At 34.4% G+C, this 15,799-nt stretch carries 18 protein-coding genes and 2 tRNA genes; 8 read left to right on the top strand and 12 right to left on the bottom strand.

Going from position 1 to position 15,799, the window contains the following annotated elements:
* Positions 1-56 precede the first annotated feature (56 nt).
* From BLQ00_RS06905 to BLQ00_RS06890, 4 genes are all read left to right on the top strand, one after another.
* Positions 57-548: a hypothetical protein gene (locus BLQ00_RS06905; RefSeq protein WP_093142354.1), complete on the top strand. Its 492-nt coding sequence runs from the start codon at positions 57-59 to the stop codon at positions 546-548.
* An 89-nt stretch (positions 549-637) separates the two neighbouring features.
* Positions 638-1,408 (top strand): RNA polymerase sigma factor, encoded by a 771-nt coding sequence (locus BLQ00_RS06900; RefSeq protein WP_093142352.1) that lies wholly within the window; start codon positions 638-640, stop codon positions 1,406-1,408.
* Positions 1,409-1,450: 42 nt separating this feature from the next.
* A complete protein-coding gene (locus tag BLQ00_RS06895; protein ID WP_093142349.1) occupies positions 1,451-2,374 on the top strand; it encodes a DnaJ C-terminal domain-containing protein in 924 nt (307 codons plus the stop codon).
* A 78-nt stretch (positions 2,375-2,452) separates the two neighbouring features.
* Positions 2,453-2,812: a hypothetical protein gene (locus tag BLQ00_RS06890; RefSeq protein ID WP_093142347.1), complete on the top strand. Its 360-nt coding sequence runs from the start codon at positions 2,453-2,455 to the stop codon at positions 2,810-2,812.
* Positions 2,813-2,821: 9 nt separating this feature from the next.
* Here BLQ00_RS06890 and BLQ00_RS06885 read toward each other — a convergent pair whose 3' ends face one another.
* Positions 2,822-3,586 carry an exodeoxyribonuclease III gene (locus BLQ00_RS06885; protein ID WP_093142344.1) on the bottom strand — a complete coding sequence of 255 codons (765 nt, stop codon included), beginning with the start codon at positions 3,584-3,586 and terminating at the stop codon, positions 2,822-2,824.
* 328 nt (positions 3,587-3,914) lie between these two features.
* On the opposite strand from BLQ00_RS06885, the gene BLQ00_RS06880 reads away from it, so the two are divergent.
* Positions 3,915-4,274, top strand: coding sequence for a SpoIIAA family protein (locus tag BLQ00_RS06880; RefSeq protein ID WP_093142342.1), 360 nt, complete (start codon positions 3,915-3,917; stop codon positions 4,272-4,274).
* Positions 4,275-4,343: 69 nt separating this feature from the next.
* Here the strand turns inward: BLQ00_RS06880 and BLQ00_RS06875 are convergent, their stop codons facing one another.
* The 10 genes from BLQ00_RS06875 to BLQ00_RS06830 form a co-directional block, all read right to left on the bottom strand.
* Positions 4,344-5,240, bottom strand: coding sequence for a 3-hydroxyacyl-CoA dehydrogenase (locus BLQ00_RS06875; protein WP_093142340.1), 897 nt, complete (start codon positions 5,238-5,240; stop codon positions 4,344-4,346).
* 136 nt (positions 5,241-5,376) lie between these two features.
* Entirely contained in the window at positions 5,377-6,669 is a 1,293-nt protein-coding gene (locus BLQ00_RS06870; RefSeq protein ID WP_093142337.1) for an MgtC/SapB family protein, read from the bottom strand.
* Positions 6,669-7,271: a DUF2238 domain-containing protein gene (locus tag BLQ00_RS06865; protein WP_093142335.1), complete on the bottom strand. Its 603-nt coding sequence runs from the start codon at positions 7,269-7,271 to the stop codon at positions 6,669-6,671. Before BLQ00_RS06865 ends, BLQ00_RS06870 begins: the two co-directional genes overlap by 1 nt.
* A 42-nt stretch (positions 7,272-7,313) precedes the next feature.
* The gene (locus tag BLQ00_RS06860) at positions 7,314-7,889 is read right to left on the bottom strand and encodes an HdeD family acid-resistance protein (protein WP_093142332.1); all 576 of its coding nucleotides are present in this window, start codon (positions 7,887-7,889) and stop codon (positions 7,314-7,316) included.
* Between the two features lie 85 nt (positions 7,890-7,974).
* Positions 7,975-8,361 carry a hypothetical protein gene (locus BLQ00_RS06855; RefSeq protein WP_093142330.1) on the bottom strand — a complete coding sequence of 129 codons (387 nt, stop codon included), beginning with the start codon at positions 8,359-8,361 and terminating at the stop codon, positions 7,975-7,977.
* Positions 8,362-8,496: 135 nt separating this feature from the next.
* On the bottom strand, positions 8,497-8,862 hold the full coding sequence (locus BLQ00_RS06850) for an arsenate reductase family protein (protein ID WP_093142327.1): 366 nt from the start codon (positions 8,860-8,862) through the stop codon (positions 8,497-8,499).
* A 187-nt stretch (positions 8,863-9,049) separates the two neighbouring features.
* A tRNA-Pro gene (locus tag BLQ00_RS06845) sits at positions 9,050-9,123 on the bottom strand.
* 42 nt (positions 9,124-9,165) lie between these two features.
* Positions 9,166-10,707 (bottom strand): acyl-CoA carboxylase subunit beta, encoded by a 1,542-nt coding sequence (locus BLQ00_RS06840; RefSeq protein WP_093142325.1) that lies wholly within the window; start codon positions 10,705-10,707, stop codon positions 9,166-9,168.
* Between the two features lie 15 nt (positions 10,708-10,722).
* The gene (gene accC / locus BLQ00_RS06835; RefSeq protein ID WP_093143906.1) at positions 10,723-12,165 is read right to left on the bottom strand and encodes an acetyl-CoA carboxylase biotin carboxylase subunit; all 1,443 of its coding nucleotides are present in this window, start codon (positions 12,163-12,165) and stop codon (positions 10,723-10,725) included.
* Between the two features lie 4 nt (positions 12,166-12,169).
* Entirely contained in the window at positions 12,170-12,655 is a 486-nt protein-coding gene (locus BLQ00_RS06830; RefSeq protein WP_093143903.1) for a biotin/lipoyl-containing protein, read from the bottom strand.
* 138 nt (positions 12,656-12,793) lie between these two features.
* Between BLQ00_RS06830 and BLQ00_RS06825 the strand changes: the two genes are divergently transcribed.
* A tRNA-Pro gene (locus BLQ00_RS06825) sits at positions 12,794-12,868 on the top strand.
* A gap of 74 nt (positions 12,869-12,942) precedes the next feature.
* Here BLQ00_RS06825 and BLQ00_RS06820 read toward each other — a convergent pair.
* Positions 12,943-13,635, bottom strand: coding sequence for a Crp/Fnr family transcriptional regulator (locus BLQ00_RS06820; RefSeq protein ID WP_093143901.1), 693 nt, complete (start codon positions 13,633-13,635; stop codon positions 12,943-12,945).
* Between the two features lie 104 nt (positions 13,636-13,739).
* Here BLQ00_RS06820 and BLQ00_RS06815 point away from each other — a divergent pair, with 104 nt between their 5' ends.
* Both BLQ00_RS06815 and BLQ00_RS06810 read left to right on the top strand, forming a co-directional pair.
* Entirely contained in the window at positions 13,740-14,114 is a 375-nt protein-coding gene (locus tag BLQ00_RS06815; RefSeq protein WP_093142322.1) for a DUF983 domain-containing protein, read from the top strand.
* A 34-nt stretch (positions 14,115-14,148) separates the two neighbouring features.
* Positions 14,149-15,798 (top strand): SulP family inorganic anion transporter, encoded by a 1,650-nt coding sequence (locus BLQ00_RS06810; protein ID WP_093142320.1) that lies wholly within the window; start codon positions 14,149-14,151, stop codon positions 15,796-15,798.
* The last annotated feature ends 1 nt before the right edge of the window (position 15,799 follow it).

Raw genomic sequence — 15,799 nt, 5'->3', positions numbered from 1 at the left:
AGAGATAAGCTGTTTTACCTTAGTACCTGTAACGCATATTTTCTAATTACACAGATATGAATACAGAAGCATTTAATACGAAACAGAAGCACGTTTTCATACAGGCGTATTCTAATATAATAGAGGTAGAAAACGTCCTAAAAATAATTACTACAAAAAGTATTTCTGAAGTAGAAGTAACAGTTCTTGGAAAGCTTGAGGATACTTCTAATCACAAAGATTCTTTAGAACTCGCTATTCAGAATAAAAAACTTTATTTTAAAAAGTTACTAGGCCTGCCAAATTTCTTCGGAAGCTTTCGCAACCCCGAAATAGGGGTCGTTTATATTGCAGGAGCATTGGTTCCTATTTTTTTGCATGATGTAGGAGGCAAACCATTAGCTATCATGTCTTCGGGCCCACATGGTATTCTTAGGGGAATAGGAGTCAATGAAAAGCAAGCCACAAAGTTTCTAGAAAAATTAAAAAATGGACAGCTTTTAATAATATTGAGAGGACCTAAAAAAGAAATAGATAGCACTACTTCCCTTCTTGCTCATTTACAGTAACAATCTTTATTTTAATGACATACGTCATATTATTTTACCTAAGTTAATTGCATTTTTACTTAAACATTTATTGAAATAAATAGGAATTTATGAAAACCACAAGCATATATCTACAACGACAACAAGAGATTCGTTTAAGTATCGAAAAAACGTTTCCAGACTTTATTAAATTAAAAAAAGAAGGAGATCAAGCTTCTTTTAATAAGAACTTACTAGAAATACTCCCTGAAGTAAAAAAATACATCAACCAAAGGTTAGCTGCCGCTATTAAAAAAGGAGATTTTTCAAAAGGAAAATACAAAGCTGATGACTTTATAGATCAACTATTTATTGAAATATACGATGCTATTGACGAAGTAAAAGAAGCAAAAGATTTCTACCTATGGTTGTTCAAAAAAACCAACGAACTCCTTGATGATGCCATTGTAGAAGAAGAGTTTAATGATTTGTTTTTCAAAAATATTGATGATTATTCCAAACCCGAGTGGGACGAAATGACCGAAAATTACAGTACCGATGGAGACGGTGATTTATTAATGATTGAAGAGCTAGACGACTCTTCTTATAATCATAATGACTATTTACTTAATCATGTTTTTATCACTAATCAAGAAAAAAAGTTAACCGATAAAATAGATAAAGATTTAAATGATGATGCCGTAAATCGTCATGTAGCTATGGTGCTACAAAACGTACCTGCAGCAATGCGAGATGTGTTTCTTTTAGCCACAAATCATCAGTTTTCAGTAAAAGAAATTGCCGTAATTAAAAATAGAAGCTACGAAGAAGTAGAAAAGCTTTTAAACAATGCTAGAAAAGCAATTCAAGTTAGCCTACTCAACAGATATTCCATAAAATAAAAAAAGTATTCTTAATTATAAATTCAAGAATTTTAACACAAAATGGATTATAAGGATTATTATAAAATATTAGGAGTAAACAAAGATGCTACTCCAAAGGATATTAAAAAAGCCTATAGAAAATTAGCGGCTAAATACCATCCTGACAAAAACCCAGATAAAAGTGATGCCGAAGAAAAATTTAAAGAAATTAACGAGGCAAATGAAGTTTTAAGTAATAAAGAGAAAAGAGAAAAATATGACGCTTTAGGTGCCAACTGGGATGCATATAAAAATTCGGGAGATGATTGGAAGCAATATGCAAACCAATCTAAAAGAGCCAATCAATATCAAAGACAAAGCGCTGAAGGAGAAGACTTCTCAAGCTTTTTTGATGCTTTCTTTGGTCAAGGAAATGCAAATTCATACAGAGGCGGTTCTAGAGGTAGGCAACAAGCAACATTTACAGGAGGCGATATTAAAGCAGAATTACCCATTACGCTTCAAGAGGCATACCACGGAAGTAAACGCAGTTTTGAAATAAACAATGAAAAATTACGAATCACCATAAAACCGGGTTCTTACGACGGACAACAATTAAAAATAAAAGGAAAAGGACAACCTGGAATTAATGGCGGAGCAAGAGGCGATTTATACATTGTTTTAGTATTAGAACCAGATTCTAAATTTCAGCGTAAAGGAGATAATCTTATCTATGAATCGAAAATAGATATTTACGAAGCGATTCTTGGAGGCAAAATTGAAATTCCGACCATGTCGGGAGCTGTAAAAATGTCGATTCCTGAAGGAGTCAATCTTGAGAAGACGTTACGTTTAAAAGGCAAAGGAATGCCAAAATATAACGCCCCTACGCAACATGGTGATTTATTGGTAAAACTAAATATAGTGTTGCCTAAAAATTTATCTTCAGAAGAAAAAGAACTTTTTCAACAATTAAAGGCTATAAGAGAAAAAAAAACTAGTTAAATCTCAATAAAAAAAATATCAAACCATCAGTCTTATGTGTTTTAAAAAATATTTAAACAACTATTAAAATGATTCCTTATGAAACTATCAATTTTTATGGACACCTTCAATCCTGTAAATTCAATAGACTCTTTTGTAAATTATTACTATAGTTTACAAATGCATTTTCTTGCTAGCGATTTATTAGAGAAAGGCTTGTCGCAACAACAAATATCAGAAGCGATTTTAAAAGCTATGAAAGTGGGAAAATCTTCAGGTATTGAAATCCGAAAACACTTTATGCCCATTTTTAGTCAAAGACAAAATGAAATAATTAAAGACTGTAAACTTTCCTCCTTAGGGTACGGTCTCGTAGTTATGAATGCAGATGCTAATTTACCCGTAGTAGGCGATTTTCAAGTAGGAATGCTCACAAATTTCCTTGCCGATAAATTCTAACACCAGTAGTTAAACTTCAATATTCAATTGAATGGGACAATGATCAGAACCATAAAATTCTGAAAGAATAGAAACGGCATTAATTTTAGAAACTAAAAGAGTACTCACTAAAAAATAATCAATTCGCCAGCCTGTATTTCGCTCCCTTGCTTTAAAGCGATAACTCCAATACGTATAAGCAACCTCATCAGGATGGAAGTGTCTAAAAGAATCTACAAAACCCGCTTGAATTATGTTGGTCATACCATCAATTTCAATTTGAGTATACCCCGCAGTCTTATTGTAATTTGAAGCATCATTTTTAAGATCAATCGCTTGGTGAGCAACATTTAAATCTCCACAAACAATCACCGGCTTAACTTTTTCAAGTTGTTTTACATACGCCAAAAAATCTTCATCCCAGTTTTCTCGATAAGACAACCGCTTCAGTCCTTGTCCCGAATTTGGAACATATACATTAACCAAATAAAAATCAGAATACTCAGCACATTGCAATCTTCCCTCGTTATCGTGTGCCTCAATACCCATATCATTCACAACGTTTATGGGCTTGCTCTTAGTAAGTATGGCTGTTCCTGAATATCCTTTTTTTTCTGCAGAATTAACATATAAATTATACTCAGATAGTGATGAAAGTGCATTGATCACCTCTTTATCTTGCGCTTTGGTTTCTTGCAAACAAAGAATATCGGGCGATAACGTTTTTATGTCGTTATAAAAGTCTTTTTTAGTAATGGCTCTTATTCCATTTACATTCCAAGAAATAATATTCATCTTACATATGTTTTAAGTCCAGCACATCTGTAAAAAATGCTCTGCGGAATTTTCTGTAGTATATTTCAACATTAGTAAATTAAAACAAGCTCTTTACAACAAACGAGTGTATCTTTTTCAATAAAAATAAACAATAATTTATTTCTTTTCTAACTTCGGAAGCTACCTTTTTTAAACAATCTTCTGGTAAGAGATTCTAATTTTACAACTTTCTTCAAACTGACTTCAATCATTTGTAGTTACTTCCTTCAAAAGTACCTTTGTTAAATGAAACTAGTTTTTTTATGAAAATGAAAAAGTCTTAGTTTCACTTTTAAACCATAACATAATGATACGAAAACTTGAATCAATTAAAGACAACACACTTGTATTCGACTTAGAGGGATTTATTACTGCTGAAGAAATACAGTTAATAGATAAAGAGATTAGCGCTAAACTTACTGAAATAGAACCCATTAACATGATGGTTTTTATCAATGTAAAAGGAGAAACAGTAGCCTCTTTTATAAAAGAATTTCAACTAGGAATTAAATATTGGAATAAAATAAATAAAATAGCATACGTAGCAGATCATAAAAACTTGAAAATAGTAGTTGCAATCGATAACCTCTTCACTAAATTTAAAGAAAAATATTTTGAACTTAATGAGCTGGAAAAAGCTTGGGATTGGATAAGCGAAAATCACTAAATACTACAATAAAAAAGTCCTTATGAAAGTATACATAAGGACTTTTTTGTTGAAACATACACTCCCTCTTTATTTTAAAAAATTTGGGGCTTTATACGCTGGATTAGGATATGTATAAAAACCCTCTCCAGTTGACACGCCTAATTTATTTTTATCAATAAAATTTTCTTTCAAATAAGCTACGGTCTTAATTTTCGTCGCATCATTCGTAGTTTCAGCAGCAATTTTATCAATATTATATGCTGTAGTAATACCAACAACATCTAGAATCCCAAAAGGCCCCACAGGAGCCCCTGTTGCTTTCATCCACGTTTTATCTATCGTTTCTGGATCGGCAACCTCATGTACCAATAAGTTAGTAGCAGCACTCAACAAAGGCACTAACAATGAATTGAGAATGTATCCTGGTTGTTCTTTATGCAAGGGTAAAGCCAACATTCCAATAGCTTTTGCAAACGCCACTAACTCGTCAAAAACTTTCGGATCAGTAGTCGCATGCCCCATAATTTCCGCAGTATTGTGAATCCAAATGGTATTTGCGAAATGTAAGGCTATAAATTTTGAAGGTCTTCCCGTTACGTCTGCAAATTGACTTGGTAAAAGTGTGGAAGAGTTTGTAGCAAAAACAGTTTTTTCAGGAGCTACTTTCGCTAATTTTTCGTAAAACTCTATTTTAATCTTTGGGTTTTCTGGTACAGCTTCAATTAATAAATCTGCATCTTTAACAGCTTCAGCTAAGTTTGAAGTGTACTGTAAATTTTTATATGTTTTATCAAGCTGTTCCTGTGTTGCGTTTAGATCTAATTTATAAGCTTCACTTAAAGTATTAAACTTTGTTTTTGATTTTTCTAATACAGCATCATTTATATCATAAACGGTTACATTAAAACCATGAAACGCTGTTTGAAACGCAATTTGGTATCCTAAAACACCACTCCCAGCTATGGTTATATTCTTATAGTTCATAAGTATCGTTTTAATTAATTATATAGATTTCAGTTAAATCAGTAAGGTTCTTTTTTAAACTTAGTGCAACCATTACATACTACAATAATAGTACATCCCAATAGGATAAATACTGATCTAAATCAGTGAATAAAAATTAAAAATTTAGAAGAAGGAACCCTAGAATACCTGCTATAAAAATAACACCGTACCCCAGAAGAATGTAGGTTTTCATACGATTACTACCAGAATAAAGAGCAATACCAATCTTAACAATTGTATTTGCCAAGGTTGCTAATAAAATAGCATTTTGAGCCGTTAAAAAATTGATTGTCTCCCCTCCTAACTTTGATACTGAAATAGCAATTGCATCTATATCTGTTAAGGCACTAATTGCGCTGGAGAGGTAAATCCCTTTAGCACCGTATTCAGTACTGGCATAACTAACGAGTATTAATATTCCTGTGTATAAAAATCCAAAAAAAACAGCGTCTTTCAGATTTAAAGGAGCCCCTAATGGCAACGTATCTTTAAAATGTTTTTCACCATTTTGTTTTTTATAAAAATAAATAGTGGTCCCTAAGGCTGCGCTGAAAATGAGTAATAAAGAAAGTATTAGATCATTTAACATTGGCTTATTAAAAATATAAACCCAAACTCCGACTCGTAAAACCATGATTGTGGCAGCAGCAAAAATGGCAACAGCATAATTAGCTGAAAGCTCTGGGGTTTCCTTACTTTTTTTTGAAAACGTCCAGGTTACCACAGTACTTGACACCAAACCTCCAAAAATTCCTGTTAATAAGATGCCTCTATTCGCTCCTAAAAACTTCATTAAAATATAGCCTACAAAACCGATTCCAGAAGTTAATACAATAATCCACCCAATATCCCTTGGATTAACAACGGCATATGGTCCGAGGTTTTTATCCGGTAAAAAAGGTAAAATTAATAGTGCAATTACAACAAAGCGGATAAAAGCAGAAAGTTCCTCTTGACTAATTTGCCCTACGATGCTTTTAAATTTCATCTTCAGTGATAATATCACGACCAGAATCACAGTCAATGCTAAACTAAGCTCGATATGTCCTAATAGTGTCAATCCTCCAAGTAAATACGTGAAAATAGTGGCAAATTCAGTGGTACTACCTATCTCGCCTTGACTAGCTGTAATCCAATACGAAATAGCTACAATGACAAACACACTTAGCAATCCAAGATTAAAAAGCCACGGGTGAATTAAAAAGTTGAGCAATGCAAATGTAAACCCTATAACTGCTACAATGGAAAGTGTTCGAAGACCTGCAAATAGTTCTTTCTGACTTGAATTTGAAAACTCTCGCTCCAACCCGATTACCAACCCAATTCCAACTGAAATGAGCATCCGTATGAGAAATTCAGACTGCGTAAGTTGAAAACTGTCCGTATTAATAATAAAAACCTCCTCCATTATTCTTTCAAGTTTGAGGTTTGTTTAGAGATATAAAAAATTCCAAATGCTAACAGCACTCCTAAAGAAGCTAAGAACATATCTTTTTGAGCATCCCATACATCCCCTTGCGTTCCCAAATAAGAAATCCCTTCTTCAACAAAAAATACAGCTGCGACTAACCATTCTATTATTTCATAGAGACCACTTGTCGCAATAATGATTAAGATTGACACAAACCATGCAATCTTTTTGGGGTAATGAAGCCATTTATTAAAATACTCTTGCAATGGATAAAAGAGTAAAAATCCATAGCTAAAATGGACTATTCTATCATAATGATTTCGTGAGGAGTGAAATACATCTTGCAACCAATAGCCAAATAAGTTTTCAGCATAAGTGTTTTTTGAGCCATATACATGTAGGCATAAAAAAATACAAATCAAAAAATAGCTAAGACCACTAAATTTAAATTTCTTATACGTATAAAATAAAAAAAGTAATGCAATAACAGTCAAGGTATTTTCTATAAGCCAATTTATTACATCTGTTGTTCCTATTAATGAATTAATCCATACGGCAGAAAATAATAAAATATACCAAATTGGCTTATGTCCCTTCATTGTTATTACACTACTTAAGATAACAATTAAAAACTTTAAGTACTAGAAGTCTTTAATTATAGTATTCATTCTTTTTAAATCAATCCCTAGAAATATTCTAAAAACTCCTGCAGTAATACACGCCATTCCAGTCATGTATACAATGCTTAGTCCTGCAAAAATAGGATTCGCTATTAATAATGTTGAAAATAGTAGTGTTAAGATACCAAAAAATAGCAACCATCCCCAATAAGGCATATTAATTGCCTTAAATTGAAAAGAAAATCCAATTGCCATCATACTTTGAAATAGTAACCAAAATCCGACATAAAAAGGTAAAATTGCCATGGTCATTACGGGATGACTCATCAATAGAAAACCAATGATTAGATCTATAATACCGCCTGCAAGATACCATCCCCATCCTTCTATTTTACTCCTACTTGAAATTGAAAATATAATTTGAAGTATTCCTGAGGTAAAAATAAAAATACTAAAAATGAAACTTAATGACACATAACTTGCAAGAGGTGTGCGAATTACCCAGACTCCTACAAATATATACATGATTCCTAATAAAACAGATATCCACCAGTTTTTCACAGCCGATTTAGCTGAAGTTAAAATTGTTGTTTCCATAATTTCGATATTAGTTATGGTAAGCCTTTTCTAAACGAACAATCTTTGTTGTTAATTTTAAAAAATAAACCTGCCGTTTTAAAACTTACATATATTTAGACAAAAAGCGAAAGAACTCTTGTTTAAGATCCGCATAAATCTTTCTTTGAGTCTCCATTTTATCTCTAAACTCGATATGGCTTTTAACTAATGTCTTATTAAGCACATTTTCCCCTTTTGAGTCGTGAGCACTCATACTAGTTTCATGCACATTAATATCGTGTTGTAATGTATCAATAACCTCACCATGGCGTATAAACGAATTTTGAAAATGTTCAAGTTGCGCCAACATATCTTTATCTGTCCAGCGAGTAACTAATTCCTCTAAACGATTTTTAAACGATTTTAATTCGTCTTCCCAAAAGCTAAGTTCACTACGCCATTGGTTGTGTTCAAAATGTAAATCTGAATTGTAAATAACTTCTTTTTTCATAATCTTGTTTATTTAATAATGAGAATTCAAATGTATTTCAAATCCTAAAGCTGTAAAATGACCTAGGTCAGCTCTCTATTATTGTGTGATTATGAAAGGGAATCTAATTGCTTAGATAAAACTGCAGTCTGCTTTTTAAATCTTAACAATATCTGTAGGGGTTTCTACCAAAATGGTTTTATCTCCTCGTAATGCAATAGGTTGCTTCATTATTTCAGGATGCTTTTGAATCATTTTTATCCAATCGTCTGTAGAAAAGGAATGAGGTTCAAAATTTGATGCATAAGAAGGATGCTCCTGATTTACTAAATCTTCGACATTAATTTTTAATCGATCGGCTAGCTCCACTATTTGAGTACCCGTTAGTTTTGTTTTTAATATATCAATTTCATGAATAGCCAAGCCCTCCGCCTTAGCATATACTAAGGCTTGTTTCGCTCTTTCAGAGTTAGAACTGTAAAACAAGGTAATTTGTCTGTCTGAAGTGGTTATTTCTCCCATAGTTTTTCTTTTAATTCAATGTTTTTTTTTTAATAGTTACTCAATAACAGGTATTCAAGCTTTCCGAAGCATTGTTCAAAGTATGCTATTAAAAGCCTAAAAATAGTAGAGATACTAACTATAATAAATGATTTAAATCATCATTATCATTTTTTTAAACTTACTATCCTTTAGATAGCTCTATAAGTCGGGATGACAGGATTTGAACCTGCGACCACTTGACCCCCAGCCAAGTACGCTACCGGACTGCGCTACATCCCGATTCTATTAAAATATGATGATAAATATCTATTTTAGAACAACTTACAACGGAATATTTCCGTGCTTTCGTTTTGGTCGTTCCACGTCTTTGGTTTCTAACATGGCAAAAGCTTTCAGTAATTTACGTCTTGTTTCCTTCGGAAGAATGACCTCATCAATAAAACCACGTTGCGCGGCTTTAAACGGATTCGCAAATTTCTCGGCATATTCTGCTTCTTTTTCAGAAAGCTTCAACTCAGGATTTTCGGCAGCGGCAATTTCTCTCCTAAAGATAATTTCACTAGCTCCCTTTGCTCCCATTACAGCAATTTCGGCCGTAGGCCAAGCAAAATTCATATCGGCACCAATGTGCTTGCTATTCATCACATCGTAAGCGCCACCATAGGCTTTACGTGTAATTACAGTCACTCTTGGTACGGTTGCTTCACTTAATGCGTACAACAATTTTGCACCGTTTAAAATAATCCCATTCCACTCTTGGTCGGTTCCTGGTAAAAATCCTGGGACATCAACTAAAACTAATAACGGAATATTAAAACAGTCGCAGAAACGCGTAAATCGAGCTGCTTTTTTAGAACTTTCCACATCGAGCACTCCTGCCAAACTCATTGGCTGATTGGCGACAATACCAATGCTTCTTCCTCCCAAACGGGCAAAACCTACAATAATATTATCTGCATAGTCTTTATGTACTTCAAAAAATGACTTTTCATCAATAATACCTTGTATTACTGCGTGCATGTCGTAAGGTTTGTTTGCCGAATCGGGCACAATGGTTTCTAACTCTTCACGAATTTCATCGCCTAATTCATACGGCAATTTTTCAGGAGCTGTTTTATTATTCTGCGGAAGGTAACTTAGCAACTGCTTAATCTGATTAAGACAGACAATATCGCTAGCCGCTGTAAAATGCGTCACACCACTTTTTGTAGCATGTGTTTTTGCACCTCCCAACTCTTCCGAAGTAACTGTTTCATTGGTAACAGTTTTTACTACGTTTGGTCCCGTTACAAACATATAACTACTATCTTGAACCATTAGTGTAAAGTCGGTCATTGCAGGCGAATACACAGCGCCACCGGCACAGGGTCCCATAATCGCAGAAATTTGTGGCACTACACCTGAAGCTTGCACATTTCTATAAAAAATATCTGCATAACCACCTAAAGAACGTACTCCTTCCTGAATACGAGCTCCTCCCGAATCATTTAATCCAATTACGGGCGCTCCTACACGAATGGCGTGATCCATTATTTTACATATTTTTTCAGCGTGTGTTTCAGAAAGGGCACCACCAAAAACCGTAAAATCTTGTGCAAAAACATATATCAATCGGCCGTTAATAGTTCCGTACCCTGTAACTACACCATCTCCGTAATAGATTTCTTTATCCATCTCAAAATCGGTGGTACGATGGGTTACTAGAATTCCCATTTCTTCAAAAGATCCTTCGTCCAAAAGATATTGAACTCGCTCTCTTGCCGTTAATTTCTTTTTTGCGTGTTGTTTTTCAATCCGTTTATCACCACCACCTTTGTGGGCTTCAGCAATTTTATCTTGTAAACTTTTTATATTGTTGCTCATGCTAAAATTTCAAAATTAATGACTAGGAATACGTAATTTTTCTGCGTCTTTCAAATACTGTTGTAAAGCGATTTTGGCTGCGATTGCTGCTTCAGCCTCCAACGTTGATTTCATTTTTTCTTCGGAATAATACTTCTTCACGAAATGTGTGTCAAAATTTCCACTTCGGAAGGCTTCATGTTCAAACACAAACTTTCCGAAAGGTAAGGTCGTGCTAATACCTTCAACTTCATAGTTCGAAATAGCTTCAATCATTAACTGAATGGCAGCAGCTCTTGTTTTTCCGTAGGTAATTAATTTAGACAACATAGGATCGTACTGAATCGGCACTTGCATTCCTTCTTCAAATCCATCATCTACACGAATATTCTCTCCTTTGGGAGTTTTATAGACTTCTAATTTCCCGACACTCGGCATAAAATTATGTAGCGAATCTTCCGCATACACTCGCAACTCTACAGCATGTCCTTTTAACTCAATTTCTTTTTGTTTAAAAGAAAGCATTTCACCATTCGCCACTTTTATTTGCTGCTCTACAAGGTCGATTCCTGTGATAAACTCAGTAACAGGATGTTCTACTTGCAAGCGTGTGTTCATTTCTAAAAAATAAAAATTTAGATGCTCGTCTAATAAAAATTCAACCGTTCCAGCACCTACATAATCGCAGGCTTTTGCCACTTTAACAGCAGCTTCTCCCATTTTCTGACGTAAAGCAGGCGTTAAAACTGCCGATGGTGCTTCTTCTACCACTTTTTGGTGACGACGTTGCACACTGCATTCGCGTTCAAATAAATGAACTGTATTACCATGAGTATCTGCCAATACTTGAATCTCGATGTGTCTTGGTGAGCTTACATATTTTTCAATAAAAACGGAACCATCTCCAAAAGCATTTTCAGCTTCACTAATGGCACGCTTCATTTGTTCTTTAATTTCTGAAGGGTTTTCAACCACTCGCATCCCTTTACCTCCACCTCCTGCTGAGGCTTTAATAAGAATAGGAAACCCTATTTCCGAAGCAATTTTTGAAGCTTTATCTACATCTATCACTGCTTCATCAATACCAGGAACCATCGGAATATCGTATGCTTTTACAGCTTCTTTTGCGGCAAGCTTACTTCCCATGATCCGAATGGCGTGCGATTTCGGTCCTATAAAAATCATTCCGCTCTCCTCCACTTTTTCAGCAAAATCAGCATTTTCACTCAAGAATCCGTACCCTGGATGTATGGCATCCACTCCTAATCCCTTGGCGACTTCAATAATATGATCGCCTCGTAAATACGATTCGTTTGAAGGGGGTGGTCCAATAAGAACTGCTTCATCTGCAAACTTTACATGCGGTGCATTACGATCGGCTTCAGAATAAACAGCAACCGTTTTTATTCCCATACTACGTGCTGTTTTCATGACACGTACTGCTATTTCTCCTCTATTGGCTATTAATATTTTCTGTATCATATTAGGCTTCAAATTCAATTAATATATCTCCTTTATCTACAGTTTGACCAGTACTGATGGTAACCGATTTAATCACCCCATCGCGAGGAGATGTCAATGCATTTTCCATCTTCATGGCTTCCAAAACGCATAAAAAGTCGCCTTTCTTCACTTCTTGTCCTTCTGTAACAGCTACTTCTATAATTAATCCTGGCATGGGTGCTGTAATGTCGTTCGCAACTAAATCTTCTCCTAAAGATAACCCCATATCAGCAATCAGTGCATCTAACTCGTCTTCGATACGAACTGTGTACCGATTTCCATTCACCTTAACGGTATAAGTTCGCTTTAAAAAATCTGATTTTTCAAGAGTTGCTGTTAAAGAATGATTGTCGGAAATGGTATGGACTAATTTGTCTGAAGTTACTGTATCGAATTGTTCTGTTTCTTTTTTAGTGACACTGAAATTATGTGTATCGTTTACCACTAAAGTATACCTTGCTTCCATAAAAAAATATTTGTATAAATATAAGGGTTGTCCCACAATAGCACAAGAAGGAATTTTAAGATTTAAAATAGTTTTGAAATAAAATGAATTGTACTTGCAGAACAATAAAATTTGGTTACTTTTGCACTCACGTTTTTTCGGGGTGTAGCGTAGCCCGGTCATCGCGCCTGCTTTGGGAGCAGGAGGTCGCAGGTTCGAATCCTGCCACCCCGACGAAAAAACCAAAACCTTGTAAATCAAATGATTTGCAAGGTTTTTTGTTTTAAACAGAAATTATGTAGTGTTTTTTAACTAGAACTATTCAATAGTTGGAATAGGGATTCTTCATTTTTTATGTAAATCACTCTTTTATCCACTTCGATACTCCCTTGATCTTTAAAGTATTTTAGACATCTTCCTAAACTTTCGGGCGAAGTACCTATCACATTTGCTAAATCCTCTCGTGTTAGGTCGATACCACTCCCCGCTTTGTATTGCTTTTGAAATCGATTGTTTAAAATGAGTAAGTTAATAGCCAATCGTGCGTTTAGATTTTTTTGGGCAAGTACAGCTATAATATTGGCTAATACTCCAAACTCGTGACCAATATTTTTTATAAATGTTTGTTGCAACCTAGGAATGCTTTTTAATAGTTGAAAAAAAACATCCTTTGCTATAAAATTTACTTCTAAGTCTTCCAATGCTTCACAAGAATCTTGATACCGTTCTTCACCAAATAAAGCATGATAACCTAAAACATCGCCCGTTGTATAGATGTAAAATATTTGTTCTGATCCAGAAAACCCCTTTTTGATCTTTTTAGCTTTCCCTTTTTTAATTTGAAAGATTCCTGTAGGGATTCCTTCTTCATAAAACAAAAGACTTCCTTTCTTGATACTTAAAGACTCCATTGCATTGTACACTGTCTTTTTTTCAGCAGTGGTTAACGCTTCAAATAACAAGTTGCTTTGAAAATCAAATCGTGAATAAAAACTTTTCATAGCACAAATATAGAATAAAACAAAAGTAAAAACATAACATTTGTTATGTTTAAAAATAACATTTATCGTACATTTGCTTTTCATTAAAAAGGGGGTAATCATCCATGAAAAGAGGAAATAAACTGTACAGTATATTAAAATTAAAATGTCCTCGCTGCCAAATTGGAGATTTATTCTGTAGTCCAGGATTATTTGTGTATAAAGATATCTTGAAAATGCCCGATAAGTGTCCGCATTGCGAGCAAGATTTTAAATTAGAACCTGGTTTTTACACGGCGGCATTATGGATTAGCTACCCTATTGTACTCCTAATTTTTATTCCATTATTACTCTTAGGCTTTTCATTAGATAGTATGCATTATTTTTTCAAGTTCATGTACCCTTTTATAATACTCTTTAGTTTTATGTTACAAGTTCCATTAATGCGTATTGCGAGGGCAATTCTATTGAATATGAATATAGACTATCAAGCTAAATAAATATCAATTCAATTGTAACAAAAAAACAGTAGGCATGCGAAAAGAGTTTACCCCAAAATTGTTCTCTCTTCTGAAAGAGGGAATTTCAAAAGAAACTTTTACAAAAGATGTACTTTCAGGATTAATTGTAGGTATTGTAGCATTGCCCTTGGCTATTGCATTTGCAATTGCCTCTGGAGTATCGCCTGAAAAAGGAATTATAACAGCAATAATAGCGGGAATTATTATTTCAACATTTGGAGGAAGTCGCGTTCAAATTGGCGGCCCTACAGGTGCTTTTATTGTGATTGTTTACGGTATCATTCAAGAATTTGGACCCGACGGATTAATCATCGCCACTTTTATGGCTGGTTTTATCATGATTGGCTTTGGCTTGGCGCGTCTTGGAAACCTATTAAAATACATCCCATATTCGCTTATTGTAGGTTTTACAAGCGGTATCGCTCTCATTATTTTCTCTTCTCAAATTAATGACTTTTTCGGACTTCATATTAGTAAGGTTCCTGCAAATTTTATTGATAAGTGGGTGGTCTACGCAGCCAATTTTCACACCATAAATTGGTATGCCGTTGGAATAGCCGTTGCCACTATATTCATAACTCTTTATTTTCAAAAACTAGTAAAAAAAATACCTGGATCTATCGTTGCCATAGTTGCTTCCACTATTCTTGTTGTGCTTTTTGACATTCCGGTAGATACCATTGAAAGTAATTTTGGGGCAATCCCTAATAAATTAGGACTTCCTCACATTCCCAATGTAAATTTTGACACCATCCAAGCACTTATTCAACCTGCATTTGCCATAGCTATTTTAGGAGGTATAGAATCTCTTCTATCTGCTGTGGTGTCAGATTCTATGATAGGAGGAAAACACCGCTCCAATATGGAACTAGTGGCACAAGGAGCCGCAAACATCATGTCATCGCTCTTTGGGGGTATTCCTGCTACGGGAGCAATTGCCAGAACTGCTACTAATGTCAAAAATGGAGGAAGAACACCCATCGCAGGTATTGTTCACTCCCTAGTATTATTAGCCATAATGCTCCTTGTGGCTCCTTACGCAAAGTTAATTCCTATGTCATGCTTAGCTGGAATTTTAGTGGTTGTTGCGTACCATATGAGTGAGTGGAAACAATTTAGATCTATCTTGAAAGGGAATCGAATGGATATTATCATTTTACTCACTACTTTCTTTCTTACAGTTATTTTTGATTTGGTGATTGCGATTGAAATTGGAATCGTACTTTCTAGTTTTATTTTTATGAAACGAATGAGTGAATCGATCCATATTCAGGGGTTTTCATCTGAAAACGGTAACAAAGAACACCTTTTTGATGAAGAACTTTTAGACATCCCAAAAGGGGTTCTTCTATATGAGATTAATGGTCCTTTATTTTTTGGAGCAGCAAAGCAATTTCAGGAAACCATTACCAATACCCATGAACAGCCAAAGGTTATTATTATACGAATGCGCTATGTGCCCTTAATTGACGCAACGGGATACCAGAGCATAAAAGAGATTATAAAAACGTATAAGAAGAAAAAAATAAAGGTGATTATTTCAGGAGTTGGAAAACCGCTTCGGAAAGATTTCAAGAAGAATGAAGTCTTCAATTTTATTGAAAAAGAAATGGTTGTTGAAAAGATTCATTTAGCCATTGAGAAAGCAAAAGAAAGTTTATAAG

This window comes from Ulvibacter litoralis (assembly GCF_900102055.1).
Classification (GTDB): domain Bacteria; phylum Bacteroidota; class Bacteroidia; order Flavobacteriales; family Flavobacteriaceae; genus Ulvibacter; species Ulvibacter litoralis.
Note: the sequence above shows the minus strand (reverse complement) of the source record. Positions and strands in the feature narration are given on the sequence as shown.

Bases quoted from the DNA above. Each gene is read 5' to 3' on its own strand.
- BLQ00_RS06905 (WP_093142354.1), top strand. From the start codon at position 57: ATGAATACAGAAGCATTTAATACGAAACAGAAGCACGTTTTCATACAG.
- BLQ00_RS06900 (WP_093142352.1), top strand. From the start codon at position 638: ATGAAAACCACAAGCATATATCTACAACGACAACAAGAGATTCGTTTA.
- BLQ00_RS06895 (WP_093142349.1), top strand. From the start codon at position 1,451: ATGGATTATAAGGATTATTATAAAATATTAGGAGTAAACAAAGATGCT.
- BLQ00_RS06890 (WP_093142347.1), top strand. From the start codon at position 2,453: ATGAAACTATCAATTTTTATGGACACCTTCAATCCTGTAAATTCAATA.
- BLQ00_RS06885 (WP_093142344.1), bottom strand. From the start codon at position 3,586: ATGAATATTATTTCTTGGAATGTAAATGGAATAAGAGCCATTACTAAA.
- BLQ00_RS06880 (WP_093142342.1), top strand. From the start codon at position 3,915: ATGATACGAAAACTTGAATCAATTAAAGACAACACACTTGTATTCGAC.
- BLQ00_RS06875 (WP_093142340.1), bottom strand. From the start codon at position 5,240: ATGAACTATAAGAATATAACCATAGCTGGGAGTGGTGTTTTAGGATAC.
- BLQ00_RS06870 (WP_093142337.1), bottom strand. From the start codon at position 6,669: ATGGAGGAGGTTTTTATTATTAATACGGACAGTTTTCAACTTACGCAG.
- BLQ00_RS06865 (WP_093142335.1), bottom strand. From the start codon at position 7,271: ATGAAGGGACATAAGCCAATTTGGTATATTTTATTATTTTCTGCCGTA.
- BLQ00_RS06860 (WP_093142332.1), bottom strand. From the start codon at position 7,889: ATGGAAACAACAATTTTAACTTCAGCTAAATCGGCTGTGAAAAACTGG.
- BLQ00_RS06855 (WP_093142330.1), bottom strand. From the start codon at position 8,361: ATGAAAAAAGAAGTTATTTACAATTCAGATTTACATTTTGAACACAAC.
- BLQ00_RS06850 (WP_093142327.1), bottom strand. From the start codon at position 8,862: ATGGGAGAAATAACCACTTCAGACAGACAAATTACCTTGTTTTACAGT.
- BLQ00_RS06840 (WP_093142325.1), bottom strand. From the start codon at position 10,707: ATGAGCAACAATATAAAAAGTTTACAAGATAAAATTGCTGAAGCCCAC.
- BLQ00_RS06830 (WP_093143903.1), bottom strand. From the start codon at position 12,655: ATGGAAGCAAGGTATACTTTAGTGGTAAACGATACACATAATTTCAGT.
- BLQ00_RS06820 (WP_093143901.1), bottom strand. From the start codon at position 13,635: ATGAAAAGTTTTTATTCACGATTTGATTTTCAAAGCAACTTGTTATTT.
- BLQ00_RS06815 (WP_093142322.1), top strand. From the start codon at position 13,740: ATGAAAAGAGGAAATAAACTGTACAGTATATTAAAATTAAAATGTCCT.
- BLQ00_RS06810 (WP_093142320.1), top strand. From the start codon at position 14,149: ATGCGAAAAGAGTTTACCCCAAAATTGTTCTCTCTTCTGAAAGAGGGA.